General features: G+C 52.9%; 7 protein-coding genes. All 7 read right to left on the bottom strand.

Going from position 1 to position 14,358, the window contains the following annotated elements; genetic code table 11:
* Positions 1-76 precede the first annotated feature (76 nt).
* The 7 genes from JW883_13190 to JW883_13160 all read right to left on the bottom strand — a co-directional run bounded on the left by JW883_13190 (position 77) and on the right by JW883_13160 (position 13,277).
* Entirely contained in the window at positions 77-1,159 is a 1,083-nt protein-coding gene (locus JW883_13190; GenBank protein ID MBN1843221.1) for an AAA family ATPase, read from the bottom strand.
* A gap of 48 nt (positions 1,160-1,207) precedes the next feature.
* Complete coding sequence (locus JW883_13185; GenBank protein MBN1843220.1) at positions 1,208-1,414, bottom strand: Rho termination factor N-terminal domain-containing protein; 207 nt, start codon at positions 1,412-1,414, stop codon at positions 1,208-1,210.
* Between the two features lie 42 nt (positions 1,415-1,456).
* The gene (locus JW883_13180) at positions 1,457-1,882 is read right to left on the bottom strand and encodes a response regulator (GenBank protein MBN1843219.1); all 426 of its coding nucleotides are present in this window, start codon (positions 1,880-1,882) and stop codon (positions 1,457-1,459) included.
* Positions 1,883-2,374: 492 nt separating this feature from the next.
* Positions 2,375-7,753: an excinuclease ABC subunit UvrA gene (gene uvrA, locus JW883_13175; GenBank protein MBN1843218.1), complete on the bottom strand. Its 5,379-nt coding sequence runs from the start codon at positions 7,751-7,753 to the stop codon at positions 2,375-2,377.
* A 28-nt stretch (positions 7,754-7,781) separates the two neighbouring features.
* Entirely contained in the window at positions 7,782-10,643 is a 2,862-nt protein-coding gene (locus JW883_13170; GenBank protein ID MBN1843217.1) for a hsp70 family protein, read from the bottom strand.
* Between the two features lie 47 nt (positions 10,644-10,690).
* Positions 10,691-12,502 carry an Hsp70 family protein gene (locus tag JW883_13165; GenBank protein MBN1843216.1) on the bottom strand — a complete coding sequence of 604 codons (1,812 nt, stop codon included), beginning with the start codon at positions 12,500-12,502 and terminating at the stop codon, positions 10,691-10,693.
* A gap of 16 nt (positions 12,503-12,518) precedes the next feature.
* Entirely contained in the window at positions 12,519-13,277 is a 759-nt protein-coding gene (locus tag JW883_13160) for a DUF2760 domain-containing protein (protein ID MBN1843215.1), read from the bottom strand.
* Positions 13,278-14,358: the final 1,081 nt, after the last annotated feature.

Raw genomic sequence — 14,358 nt, 5'->3', positions numbered from 1 at the left:
ATCCCGCCGCAGGCGGAACTTGCACCTGAAACCGTTGACTGTGCCATCCGTTTTCGGGCTGTTGGCGAGTTTAGCCTCACGAGACGTCTATGACGGAATTGGCGCCTCCGAAAAAATCGTCAACCGTTTTCCGGTTTGCTGGATCAGTAATCCAGTGCCCATCAATCAGGTACTTGTATTGGTAGGAGCCAGGCTTGAGCAAAATGGGTTTCTGCCAAGCCGGACTGCCGGGAGAATCCATGAAGCGAAGGTCCTCGGCACTCCAGTTGTTGAAATCGCCGGCGATCTGAACCACGGCGTTCTCGGGGGCCTCAAACGTAAACGTGACCGTCCTTTCCCCAAGTTTCCCAAAAAGCTCCTTGCCTTCCGAAAAAAGTTCAAGGGTCGCAATCCTAGCCTGCATTGCATCTTCAACGTCCAAAATTTCGTGGGTGAGATTTTGATAATCGCGAAAGGCCACACAATGCCTGTCGTATTCACTAATGGGCTCCCCGTGGCTTGCAGCTTCTCTTAATCGGGTGCATGTGTGAATAACGGTCTCAAAGCATTTTTCAGGGAAGTGAGCCCTCAACGCCTCCACCACACCCCTGCAAAAATTGGTCCTGCGGTCAATGTTTGTGGCCAGGATCTTAACGGAGAGTTCGTGCCCCGCCTTTTCTTCGATTATCCGGATAGTATCCAGAAGTTTCCCCAGCCCGTGAAGAGAAAACGAACTCGAGTCAACAGGAATAATCACCTCCTCACAGGCCATGAGACCATTAAAAGTCAAGAGACCCACGCTGGGAGGACTGTCAATGATGAGATAGTCGTAGTCGTTCTCAATCCCCTCAAGGCTCCGTGCGAGTTTGTATTCCCGCTCCGGGGCGCCGGCCATGACCTGCTCAAAGGCGCTCAGGACGACATTGCAAAAAATGGCGTCAAGGTTCTTATTCAAGGTCAGAACGGCTTTGGTTATCGGTATTTCGCCTAAGAGGACCTCGTAGATGCTGTTTTCGATCTGGTCGGACTCCACTCCCAGGCCCAAAGCTGAATGCCCTTGCGGGTCCAGATCAATCAAGAGGACCTTTTTGCCGTCATCCGCCAAACAACAAGCCAGGTTTATGGCTGTTGTCGTTTTGCCACAGCCGCCTTTTTGATTGACCAGAGCAATTTTTCTCATGGCTCTGCCTCCTTGACTTCACGAAGACCACTGCGGGAAAGTTGAGACTTATCTTCCGTTTCCGTTACTATTCGAGGATAGACAGTCGCTTCTCCACAAGCACCGTGCCTCTTCGCAATAGTCCACCCTGCTCGTGCCGTAGCAGTCGATATTGCTTTCTTTTCTTTGAATACCTTGGATGATATCTGCCTTTTTCATCCTGTATGTGTTAATACCCATTTCCTTGGCCATCTTTTGGATCTCTTGAAATCTCATCTTATCCTCCCTTATCTTGTGTTTTAATTGAATAAAATAGCCTCAAAGAAGCTGTGCCACACCGACTTCGGGGAAGAACCCCTTCTTTGCCTCCACCCTGCCTTGAGGCTCCTGCTTCTGCCTGAGGGCATTGGTTATTTGGTGTTTGAGTTCCCAGAAGTCTGTACTCTTTATCACGTAGCCATCTGCCCGAGACAGGCGGGGATCATCCTGAAAGCTGTCATAAGCGGTCACGATAAGGACGGGTAGATGGGGATCTTGCCTCTTGATATCACGCAACACATCCCATCCATCAGGTCCGTCAAGATATAGATCGAGAAGCACAAGATCCGGTCGTGACCGTTTGATATAGGCCCTCGCCGATTCTGCATCACCCACCCTCTCAACCTCATACCCCTCGTAGATGAGTTCTTCTGAAATCAGTTCCCGAATACATGGCTGGTCATCTACAATCAAAATGTTGGGCATGGTGCATCCTCCTTGCCTTTTTCTGCTTAGCGCCAGCTTTCGTACAAACGAGGATTTCTTTACACCTGCTTTCGAATCTCAAGGTTTCTTCGCAGATGATCTCTTTATGCAGTTTGAGTTCGACTGTTGGCTTGTTCTGGTTGGAGAGAACCACAAGGAGCTGTGGGATGAGATTGAGAGATTTGCTTGATTCGTGCATCCGTGTGAGGGCGATATCATCTGCAGATGTCGAGCTTTGCATCCACCTCTGATCCGGGTCCGGCAGTCTACTTACCATGGCGTGAGCACAATACATGTTGTTCCCGTTGGGACTGAATGCTGTTACTCAAAACCACAGGCCCCTATATACATAGGCCAACCGCTTTTGTCACCGTCTTTGTGCCAAGGTATTGATCAAATACCTCTTTCTACTATATATTCCACCAGTCTCATTCTATCACCACAAGATATGGTGTCTGTCAAGCAAAAAATGCAAAAAAGTGAACGCGAGAGTCAGAAATTCTTGTGAACCTGCTCGGGAAAAAGGTGTTTCCTCAAATAGTGGGCCGTGTGAGACTCGTTTGGATGGGCTATCAGCTCCGCGGGGGACCCTGCTGCCACCATGTGCCCCCCCTCATCGCCCCCTTCCGGGCCAAGGTCAATAATGTAATCGGCATCCTTTATCACCTCCATATTGTGTTCAATCACAGCTATGGTGTTGCCTTCGTCCACCAATGCTTGCAGCACTATCAAGAGCCTCTGGACATCAGCCACGTGAAGCCCTGTAGTCGGCTCATCCAAGAGGTAAAGAGTGCGGCCTTTGGAAGGCTTGGCCAGTTCTTCGGCCAGCTTTATGCGCTGGGCCTCGCCTCCTGAAAGGGTGGGGCTGGGCTGTCCCAGGCGCAGATATCCAAGGCCGACATCGGAGACAACCCGGATCGGACGGCGAATAGACGGGACGGCAGCAAAAAAGCTTGCTGCCTCCTCAAAAGTAAGCTCCAGGACCTCAGAGATGTTTTTTCCTTTGTAGGTGACCGCCAGGGTCTCATGGTTGAAGCGTTGTCCGCTACAGGCCTCACAGTGAACATAGACATCAGGGAGAAAGCTCATGGCGACTTTCAGGCTGCCGTGCCCTTTGCACGCCTCGCAGCGGCCCCGTCTTACGTTGAATGAAAACCGGCCGGCATCATATCCTCTGGCCCTGGCCTCCGGGGTCATGGCAAATAGCTTGCGTATTTCAGACAGGAATCCCACATAGGAGGCAGGCACAGAGCGAGGGGTGCGGCCAATGGGACTGTGGTCCACTTCCAGAACCCTTTCCAGGGTTTCCCATCCCTCGATTTTTTTGCACCGCCTCGTGCCATGGTGTTGTTTCAGAATCCCGTTGCTCACCTCATAGTATAGGGTCTCTTTAAGAAGCGTGGACTTGCCGGAACCCGAGACCCCTGTGACGCAGATCAGCGCACCAAGAGGAAACGCAACGTCGATGCCTTTCAGATTGTGTTGTGTTGCCCCGCGAACTGTGATGCATGGGCGGTCTTTGTAAGGCCTAAGACGGGAAGTAATTCGGTGCGGGTGCCCGTCAAAAAAGGCGCCAGTAACGGATGCAGAGACTTTTTTCAGGTCTGCCAATTGGCCACGGGCTACAACCTCGCCACCGTCCTGTCCGGCTCCGGGGCCCAGATCGATGAGGCAGTCAGCCTCGCGGATAGTATCCTCATCATGCTCCACGACCAGGATCGAATTGCCCCGTTCTTTGAGTTCTTTGAGAGCATCAAGGAGCATCCTGTGGTCCCTGGCGTGGAGGCCGATAGTAGGTTCATCCAGAATGTAGCAGACACCGGTAAGACTTGATCCAAGTTGGGCTGCCAGCCGGACACGCTGGGCCTCGCCCCCGGACAGGGTCTGACCGCTTCGACTCAGGGCAAGATAGGACAACCCGAGCCGGTCGAGCAAGGAAAGGCGTGTCAGGATCTCAGCCAAAATTGGTACGGCTATGGGCGATTCCTGGGGGCCGAAGGAAAACCCTTTGAGAGTGCTATGCATCCGGTCAGCCGGCTGCTGCACCAGGTCCCAGATGGAATGGCCCCCGATTTTTGCGGCCAGGGCTTCAGACTTTAGGCGACTTCCCTGGCATTGAGGGCACACCTTGTGTTCATCTGAGTCCGGAACCTCTATTTCACCCAGTCCGTCACACAGGGGACACGCCCCGTGTGTGCTGTTAAAGGAAAAGAGTCGCGGGTCCAGGGCCTGCAAGCCTATGCCGCAGTCCGGGCAGATGCCCAGCAGACTGAACACCTCTTCCTTCCCTTTGGGGTCTAGAACCAAAAGGCTTCCGCCCCCTTCTTTCAGGCCACGGGCCACCAGCCCGCAAATGTCTTCTGTTGGGAGGCGTCCCACCACAAGCTCAATAGTGTGCTCATGAAAGCGGCTCAGGGCCATGTTCCTTTTCAGTCTTGTCAAGCTGCCGTCGATACGCGCTTCCCTGTACCCCTTGAGCATGGCCTGGGCCAACACAGCCTTGTGAAACCCTTTTCGCCCTGCCACCTTGGGGGCCAGGACCATGGCCTGCTTTTTTTCGAACCGATCCCGTATCTGATCCGCGATTTGGTCCGCGGTTTGGGTTGTCAACTTGCGGCCGCAACGTGAGCAGTGCCGGGAACCGAGCTTGCTGTATAAGAGCCTGAGGAAATGATAGATCTCGGTCAGCGTTGCAACAGTCGACCGGCGACCGGCCTGGCTGACGCGCTGTTCAATGGCCACGGTGGGTGGAAGGCCGGTCACGACATCCACATCAGGCCGTTCAAGGATCCTTACATATTGCCTGACATAAGGCGCTAGGCTTTCCAGATAACGGCGTTGACCCTCGGCAAAGAGAATGTCAAAAGCCAGAGTAGATTTGCCCGAGCCGGATACCCCTGTGAGTACCACGAGCTGGTTGCGGGGGATGGAAAGGCTTAAATTTTTCAGGTTGTGTTCTCGGGCGCCTCTTATTGTGATGGCCTCACCCACTCCCAAACACTCCCCCTTTGCGCCAGAAACACGGCGGGTCTTTGACGAGGCAGAGGGAAGGGTAGCGGAGGAAATGGTTGATCGAATTGGTTCTATGTTAGAAGGCAAGGACTTGCACGGCGCCAACCGCCCTCGGCAGGCCAGATACTCCTTTAGGAACCGGCCTGTATGAGATTTCTTGTGCTTTGCCACTTCTTCCGCTGGGCCTGCCACAACGACCTGGCCGCCCTCATCTCCACCTTCAGGACCCAGGTCGATCACCCAGTCTGCTGCCTTGACAACATCCATGTTGTGTTCGATCAGCAGCACCGTGTTGCCTTCAGAAACAAGCCGCTGGAGGGCTGCCAGGAGTTTTTCTATGTCGTCAAAGTGGAGTCCGGTGGTGGGTTCGTCAAAGATAAAAAGCCGCAAGCCGTTGTCTCCGGCCTTTAGATATCGAGAGAGCTTAAGACGTTGGGCCTCGCCTCCTGAAAGGGTGTTAATGGGCTGGCCAAGCCGAATGTAACCGAGGCCCACATCTACCATGGGCTCAAGCGCGGCCTTTATTTTGGCTTGGTCATCAAAAAAAGCGAGGGCGTGATCAACGGTCATGGATAGGATGTTGTATATGTTCTGGCCCTTGTAGGTCACTTCCAGGATTTCCTTTTTGAAGCGCTTTCCACCGCAGTCCGGACACGTAATAAAGACATCGGAAAGAAACTGCATCTCCACCTTTTCAAACCCCTCTCCCCGGCACGTTTCGCACCGTCCTCCTGCCACATTAAAAGAAAAATGGCTCAGCCCAAACCCCCTGGCACGGGCCTCCGATGTGTTGGCCATCACGCGGCGGATGGGATCCATGGCCTTGGTATACGTTAAGGCATTGGCCCTGGGGGTGCGTCCGATGGGCCTTTGGTCTACCAGCACGACGTCGACGATCTGTTCCAGGCCTGTGATCGTCTTGTGGCAACCGGGTCTGCCCTGGGGGTCCCATTTGACCCACTTGATGGCCTTGTACAGGATCTCTTCTGCCAGGGTCGATTTGCCTGAGCCCGAGACCCCTGTCAAACAGACCAGGAGGCCGAGGGGAATATGAACATCGATGTCCCGCAAATTGTGTTCGGCCGCCTTCTCGATTACCAGCCATCGGCCCTCTTTGGGCTTTCGCCGCTTCTTGGGTATGGAGATATGCCGCTCACCCTTAAGGTATTGCCCGGTGAGGGAGCCGTTTACGCTCATAGTGGGGCCAAAATACATCACCTGGCCGCCGTGCTCGCCGGCCCTGGGCCCGAGGTCCAGCATAAAGTCGCTCTGGCTGATGATTTCCGGATCATGTTCAACTACGACCAAGGTGTTTTGCAGATCCCTGAGGCCCTTCATGATGCGGATGAGACGGTGGTTGTCCCGGGGGTGAAGGCCGATGCTCGGCTCATCCAGAATGTAGAGGGTGTTTACCAGGGAAGAGCCGAGGGCTGAAGCCAGAGCAACGCGCTGTACCTCGCCACCGGAAAGGGTGCGGGATTGCCGATCCAGAGTGAGATACGCGAGTCCCACGTTCCGAAGGTATTTGAGCCTGCCGCGAATTTCATCAAGAAGGATCTGGCTGGCTTCATCCCTGGTTGGGACATTGAGTGCGTCAAAGAATCTGCTCGTCTCATCCACGTTCAAGGCATAGACCTGGCCGATGTTCAGCGCACCAAGTCGATACAGCAAGGCCTCTTCCTTGAAACGGGCGCCATTGCAGTCAGGGCAGATTTTGTAGGTCCGGTATCGGGAGAGAAAAACCCTGACGTGCATCTTATAGGTCTTGGATTCAAGCCACTTGAAAAAACCCCGCACCCCATAATAGCTGGGTGTTCCTTCAATAATTGCCCTTTTCTGATCTTGTGTCAGATGATCAAAGGGGATATCTGTGGGTATTTTCTTGCGCCGGCAAAAGGCCATCATGTCGTCATATTCCGTGCGGTGGTCTTCCCAGTCTCCCCATGGCTTAATGGCCCCTTCTTCCAGGGAAAGGGCGTGGTCCGGGATGATGAGGTCCTGATCTATATCAATGATTCGGCCAAATCCCCGACAGGACTCACAGGCCCCAAGCGGGCTGTTAAAAGAAAAGAGGTTCGGTTGGGGGGCGACGTAAGGAATTTTGCAGTCAGCGCATTCAAGGGTGTTGCTGAATGCAAGGCGCTGGTCCGGCTTGATCCACACATCGAGCGTACCCCTTCCAAAACGAAAGGCCTGCTCCAGGGAATCCACAATACGCTTCCGATCCTTGCCTTGCAGCAAAACCCGGTCTGCCACGATATTAAGCTCTGTTGCATCATCGCTTGCCTCCCAGTCCGTTAGAGGTCTAATCTTGCCGTCTGAAAAGAAACGGTCAAAGCCTATCCGCGCTAATCTTTTGCGCACTTGATCGGCGCTTGCGCCATTTGCAGGAGCAGGGAAGGTGATCACGATCTCAGACCCCGCTGCACGGTTCTTTAGGACCTTCCATACATGGTCCGGGGTTTCGGGGGTTACGGGCTTGCCGCATTTCTTGCAGTGGAGTTGGCCCAGGCGGGAGTAAAGGAGTTTAACATAGTCCGTGATTTCGGTCATGGTGCCCACAGTGGAGCGGGATGTTCGCACCGGGTCTTTTCTGTCGATGGCAATGGCAGGCGGGATACCCTCAATGCGATCCACCTGGGGGCGGTCCATGCGATCCATGAACTGCCGGGCATAAGGGGAAAAGGTCTCCACATACCGGCGCTGGCCCTCAGCATAGAGCGTATCAAAGGCCAGAGAAGACTTTCCCGAACCGCTCACGCCTGTGACGACGGTGATACGGTTCAGGGGGATTTCCAGATCCAGGTTCTTGAGGTTATTCTGCCTGGCCCCTTTGATCAGGATGGCTTGGTTCTTCACGCGTTGTGGCTCCCTTCTCCAAAAGGGACTATTCTGCCAAATGGAGCCCCCCTGGCAGGCCTTCGCCAAAGACGCGGCCTTGTTCAGTAGTGCTCAGAGAAACCATTTCGTGCAATCTTTGAGACAAACGCTCGCTGTCTTCCAATCCGCTCAGTCTTTCTTCAATGCGATCTTTGAGATTCGCATCGAGTTCCCTTTCCCGGTCTCCGGAAAAACACGCCATTTGAACTACACAAAACCCTGTCTGATCCGGTTTCTTCCACTCTGTTTCAAGTATCCGTCTTATCCAGCGTGTGACCGTTCTGGCAGAAACCACTTCGTTTAGAGGGCCGTAGAGAGGAATGCGTGAGGCAATACGCGAAAGAACCCACATATTAAGCCCTTCACCGCGGGAGGTCCCGATTTGCTTTATGAGCGTTTTGCCTATCTTTTCCTTATTCTCAACTGGAAGTCTCTCTAGGTTGGCCATGGTGCGCCACATCTCGGTCCGCTCCGGCGCGGCAAGGCGGTGTTGCTTGGTTCCTTTCTTTTTCCCGGGCAGAAGAGCCGGACAGAGGTCGCGGAAAAGGGCCATCTGTTGCTTCTGGCTCAAGCCGCCGGCCACACGTCTCCACAGGATCCACCACTCCACCCGGCATTGTCGGTCACGGGAAAAGATAACACCGGCATGATAGACTTTCCATATCTGCTGCATTCGATAGCTATCCGCCACGTCACCATAGCCGGGCCGGAGACAAAACCCGACAAGATTCAGCCACCTTTCTTCATGTCTGGGGCTTATTTTTCGCCGGTCTGGCTCTGTAAGGAGGGCATCAGCAAGACGCCTCAAGACCGGAACCGGCCACTTCTCCTTGCTCGTACGAAGATGGTCGCGCAACGCTTTCATGACAGTGGCGGGCGTGGCCTGATCATCTGAAAGAGGCCCTTCAGCGCTAAATGCAGCCCCCAGGGTCTTCAAGGCCCTTGCTATTGACTTTTCTGAAATTGATTCTTTCCGTCCCTTCTTCTTGAGCCGCTCTCTATCCTCTACTTTTTCACTTACGGCTGGTCGGATATTGAATTCGAGCCTCCATCGATGCTCGGTTTCCCTGGAATGGCAAGCAAGGTCTAAGGTCCCGACCTCTGTGAGGCGAGCACAAAGGTAGACCGGTATTTTTCGGACAGCCCCTTTTTTCCCAAACCGCAAGATTGTATGAAGTGGAGGGAGCTTAAACAATGAATCTTCCTGCAGAGCAAGAACTTGGCCGAGTTGATCGCCCTTTCTGGCATTAGAACTGTAAAGCGAAAAAGAGACCGGCTGGTTTGGCAGCACCTTGAATACTGGAGATTCTATCTCTGCCTTTTCCCCTTCTTCCATGCCCCTGGGTATGACGCATACGGCCTTGATTTGTCCGGGCGATTTCTCAGTCTCACCCGTGGTTACGACCTTTACGTAATAGGAGCGCGGGCTTCCACCCACAATGCGGATTCCGCGGCCCCGGCGCACCATGCCGTAGTATGCGGCACCCCGTGCTACTGCCACGGCAGGGAGCTCATTTTCAAGCACCACAGGACGCCACTTGACCCCTCCGGCCTTTGAAAACCATCCCGACACGATATCTACCACACGTTGTCTAATGCCCTTGGGCGTAAACACTCCGCCATTAAAAAGAATAGCGCCTGGTCGTAGTGACAGGGAATCATCGGCTTGGGAAGAATCGGCCGCCTGGTGTCTTTTCAAAAACGCCGCGAGATGACGTGGAACAACAGGATCTGCAGCAAACGGGAGCCCCCACTCCTGAATACCGCTGCCAGTCCTTGGGATCGGCATTTCATCGGCTTGTGTAAACGGGAAAAAGCCCTTGATAATAGCATCTTGTACATCCTCCGAATCGAGTGAGCCGGACAAAGCCCCGGCAACGATTCCTTTGCCACGCCCTGGAAGGCTGATCGGAACGGATTGAGGCTCTCCTTCTGTGAGAATTTTCTCTTTCGCGCTTCTGCAAAGGGAGGTCAGCATTTGCCAGCGAAGAGAATCAAGCCTTTTTTCACTGCCACCCATCATCCGGGATTCAACCAAACGGGCCAGGGCCAGATCCATATTGTCGCCACCAAGGAGGAGGTGTTCTCCCACTGCGCTGCGTTCGGGGACCGGCCCAGTCTCCCCCTCTTTTACACGGATCAGGGTAAAGTCGGTGGTCCCCCCTCCAATGTCGCAAATGAGGACGACCGTTCCCGGACCAATGGTTTGTTGCCAATCTTTCTCGTGACAGGCTATCCACGAATAAAATGCAGCCTGAGGTTCTTCAAGGAGCGTAACATGGGCAAGACCTGCTTTTTTTGCTGCCTCTAAGGTGAGTTCTCTGGCAACTTGATCAAAAGAGGCCGGCACGGTGAGGATTAGGTCCTGTTCCTCAAACCGCTTAGCAGGATCGCCGACAGCTACTGTATGGTTCCATGCGTCACGCATATGCCTGAGATAAAGGGAGGAGACCTCCACAGGGGAGAGCTTTGAAATCTCTCCCACATCTCCCCACGGAAGAATAGGCGCCTTGCGATCCACACCTGAGTGACATAGCCACGATTTTGCAGAGGAAACAAGGCGCCCTGGGACCTTTGCCCCTTGGATGCGGGCAAATTCTCCAACTGCAAGATCTCTGTTTTCTGCCCAGGGCAGATCAAGGCTTCCTGCGGGTAGATCGTGACCGGTTGAAAGATATAAGAAAGAGGGAAGCCCCTTGCGCTGTGCAATTTCCCCCTCGCCGGTCAACTGGGGGACAGGAAAGGTTTGAACGGCATTGACCCCACCGGTCGGATATCTGCGGGTATCGATATATGAAATGGCGGAATTTGTTGTGCCAAGGTCTATCCCTATGACGTACCGGGATCTTTTTTGTGCACCCTGTTTCATCTGTACTCGGGGTATGGCTCAACGGGCAAAATCGGCAAACCAAATCTTCACGGTTGCCGAACATTGAATTCAAGTCTCCAACGCTTGATCTCGGAGACAAACCAAAGTTCCAGTGTTCCTATCTCGGTCACCTTTATGCGCAACCGCACTCGTACCAGGCTCCCTTCGAGACCCTCTTCAGCTGCAAGCCGTGTTTCCAACGGGACGAGTTCCTCAATGTCTGTCTCTTCCCAGTCTTCTATAACGTCTCCGATCCTGTCGTCGTGTCGAGTAGTCGAGCCAAAAAAACGAAAAGATACCGCTTCTCCCACCACCAGGCCAAAGTGCTGATCCGGCAGATCTGCCTCAGTCCCCTCCTCCATACCAAAGGGTACCACGCAGAGCGCCTTAACCGGGGCGAGCATCCCGGGAACTGCGGGCATGGCGGTTTCGATTCCTATGTAGTAGGACCTCTCAGTGCCGCTGCGGATTCGTATCCCACGGCCGCGTCGGGCCAAGCCGTAATATGCGCTCCCACAGGCCACTGCCAGATCAAGCGATTGGGAAAAAAGCACCTTTAACTCTTTTTTACCCTTGTCCCAGCTTTCAAGGATTTCCACCAGCCTCTGCTGCAAGGGCCCGGCCTTCATGACCCCTCCGTTAAACAGGACGGCCGTGGGCCTTAGGGTCTCGCCTGCGAGATTGCCGTCATTGCTGTGCCTTTGAAGGAACCATGCCATGTGCCTTGTCACAGCAGGATCTGAAGCATACGGAAGCCCTAACTCTTTCAGCCCGGCCTGATGCCTTTCCCGTGGCCGGTCAGTCTCACCACACCTTGGAAAAAAACCGTCCAGGATGACCTCTTCTATCTCCTGGCTGGTAAGCTCCGTGCTGATTGTACCTCCAATAAGTCGTCGTCCCTTCCCCAGGATCGTGACCGGACAGGAACGGCAATCAGGATTCTGAAAGATCTCCTCTTTGGCCCGCCGGCAGGAGTGCAGGAGCCCTCTCATTTGCCAGTTGTCCAGCCTGGTTCCTTCACCTGCCAAACGATTTCTAATGGCATAGGCCAACGTGAGATCCATGTTGTCTCCACCCAGAAGGATATGGTCTCCCACAGCAATCCGTTCAAGAACGAGTTCCTCTTCCCTTTCCGAGACCAGGATAAGGCTAAAATCAGTGGTGCCGCCGCCGATATCGCAGACAAGGATTACATCGCCCACGCGCACTTCCTTTTGCCATGCGTTTTGGGCGCTTTCGATCCAGGCATAAAAGGCGGCTTGGGGCTCTTCTAAAAGTGTAACCCGCGATATCCCTGCCATCTCTGCGGCACGGACTGTTAGCTCCCGCGCTGTCGCATCAAAGGAGGCAGGGACTGTCAAGAATATCTCCTGGGATTCCAGAAAAAGACTCGGGTCTTGGCCTGCGATCACGTGATTCCACGCATCACGAATATGTTTTAGCAATCTGGATGAGCCCTCAATCGGAGAGATATGCGGAATTTCTTCTGCGCCCCCCCATGGTAGTAACGCCGCAGTGCGATTCACACCGGAATGGCTGAGCCACGATTTGGCCGATGAGATGACCCGATCAGGGACCTCAGCGCCTCGTTCTCTGGCAAAGGCTCCCACCGCAAACCCCAACTCCTCTTGCCACGGTAGATCCAGGCTCCCTTGAGGGAATTCTCCTGTGGCCTGCTGATAAGAAAAGGACGGCAGAAGTTGCCGCTCTTCCACCGTGCCAGGGGCTACTACTTGGGCAATGCGAAAAAGACGGATCTTGGGCCTATCGTCCTCCTCCTGTGCAAGGGTATCCACATAAGCGACCGCACAGTTGGTGGTCCCCAGATCTATGCCAACGATATATCTTGATGGTTCCATGGGTTGTCTACACTATCTAACCGATTTCCACCTCAGCCGGGGCTATTACTCTATGCTTTTGGCCTTTGGGCTGCTCAGGCAGATCTATCTGGGTGATCTTCCAGCCAGAGTGCTGGAGAACTCCCTCAAAAGGCGCCTTCTGTGTTAGTTGCCCTGTGAGCCGGATCTCGGAAGGATCAAACCCTTCGGAGACCACCACTGTCTCCCCTTCTTTTTCAGACATGACCGGAGCCAGGCTGATATATGCGCTGAGAGCGTTCCTGCAGTCCTCGTGAATATGGCGCACAGCCGAACCAATTTGAGCATCCGGATATGCGGTGATATCTTCCTGTAGGAAATCGATCAGTCTCCCTTTGTTTTGAAGAATGGACAGTATCCGACACGCGCCCACATCTACAGGGTCATCACCAACAGCTTTTATCGGTCTTTCTTGTTCTGCTAAAATGTTTGCCGCCGCCTTGGGTGTTTCCTTGCGCGTGACCACAAGGCGCTTGGCCGAGCTGCGTAGCAACGGAGAAAGGATCAAGGTCGCCGTTAAACCTGCCAGGAATAGAACACAGGGGACATAGAAGCCTCCTGTATCGCGAAGTTCTTGCAATTGTTGCAGATAAGGCATTAACTGTTTTTGGGCCTCGGGCTGTACGGCAGCTACAGCCCTGTTGAGATCCTTTAATGCCGGATCAACAAAAAACCTTGTGGCAAGATAGGCTCCTGCTGCCAATGCCGACATGGTCAGCATGACGACCAGCAACGTGATTGCGACCATTCTTTTCATCGTAAGACCTCTCTCTTTTTGACTTCCGTGTCTCCACCTGCAAGCCCTGCCCAAAGAATCTGACTTTCCGAAAAAAGAGACAGCCCACTCAATCTTCTCTGATGCTCTGCTAATCGGCAATTGTCTTGCTGGGGGGGCAGGCGAACAGACTTGAAGCGAACTGGCGGCGAGCTAGACACCAATGTTAATGATAATTCTTTGCCCGCACTTGTCAAACCTTTTGTCATAAGAACTGTTAACTTCAGTATTGGCAAGAACAGAACATATATATGGTTCGATCACACATCTTTTGAGAGCAACTTGGATAACATTCTTTCGTCGTTTGCGCTAGCGGGATGATCCTGCCGAAGGTGGGATTGAACTGAGCCGGGAGTGAACTTATCAATATTTATGAGGATTGTAAAGGGTGGGTTTTGGAATCGTATTGTAACGAAAAGCAGGATGTCCCCCTTAACGTCACGAGTGGTCTTGTCCAATCGCCCGGCCTTTGGCGGGATAGGACAAGAATAAGACTCTCTCTGCGGTCTTTGCGTCTGGTGAGCATCGCTTGTGGTGGGTGTGGGCATTGAAGATTGTTATTGTTGATAACATGTGGTAACTGAACAAAAAACAGTGGACAAAGTGCACATTTGTAAAACTGGTGTGATTCATGTGTGGCTTTATGCATTTATACACCATTTGATGAACTTGGCATTGAAGTAAATCAGCAGGTTACAAACAAAACAATGTGATTTATGCACCAACATTGGTGTTATTCATGAAACGTTTTATGTATTTATGCACCAATGTTGATTTTGGGTCACAAATTTCATCGTTTTTGGTGCAATCCACGCAGAATTTTGGCATTTTATACATCATACGATAAAATCGGCCCCTAATTAAATCAGTATGTTATCAAAGAGAAAATGAGTTTTATACACCAAAACTGGTGCGTTTGTCGTCTGGCTATAGGGTCTTTTTTGTCCGTCAATTATTAGTTGAACGAAACCGCTTCGCGGTAGTCTTGTAAACAAGTAAACAAGCTGTTTTTGCTCTTTGACAATTTGATAACGTCTAGGCCAGCTGTTGGGTTTTACGCTTC

It is taken from the genome of Deltaproteobacteria bacterium, assembly GCA_016930875.1.
In the GTDB taxonomy this organism is placed as follows: Bacteria; Desulfobacterota; Desulfobacteria; order Desulfobacterales.
This window is presented reverse-complemented; position numbering and strand designations above follow the sequence as displayed.

Bases quoted from the DNA above. Each gene is read 5' to 3' on its own strand.
- JW883_13190 (MBN1843221.1), bottom strand. From the start codon at position 1,159: ATGAGAAAAATTGCTCTGGTCAATCAAAAAGGCGGCTGTGGCAAAACG.
- JW883_13185 (MBN1843220.1), bottom strand. From the start codon at position 1,414: ATGAGATTTCAAGAGATCCAAAAGATGGCCAAGGAAATGGGTATTAAC.
- JW883_13165 (MBN1843216.1), bottom strand. From the start codon at position 12,502: ATGGAACCATCAAGATATATCGTTGGCATAGATCTGGGGACCACCAAC.
- JW883_13180 (MBN1843219.1), bottom strand. From the start codon at position 1,882: ATGCCCAACATTTTGATTGTAGATGACCAGCCATGTATTCGGGAACTG.
- JW883_13170 (MBN1843217.1), bottom strand. From the start codon at position 10,643: ATGAAACAGGGTGCACAAAAAAGATCCCGGTACGTCATAGGGATAGAC.
- JW883_13160 (MBN1843215.1), bottom strand. From the start codon at position 13,277: ATGAAAAGAATGGTCGCAATCACGTTGCTGGTCGTCATGCTGACCATG.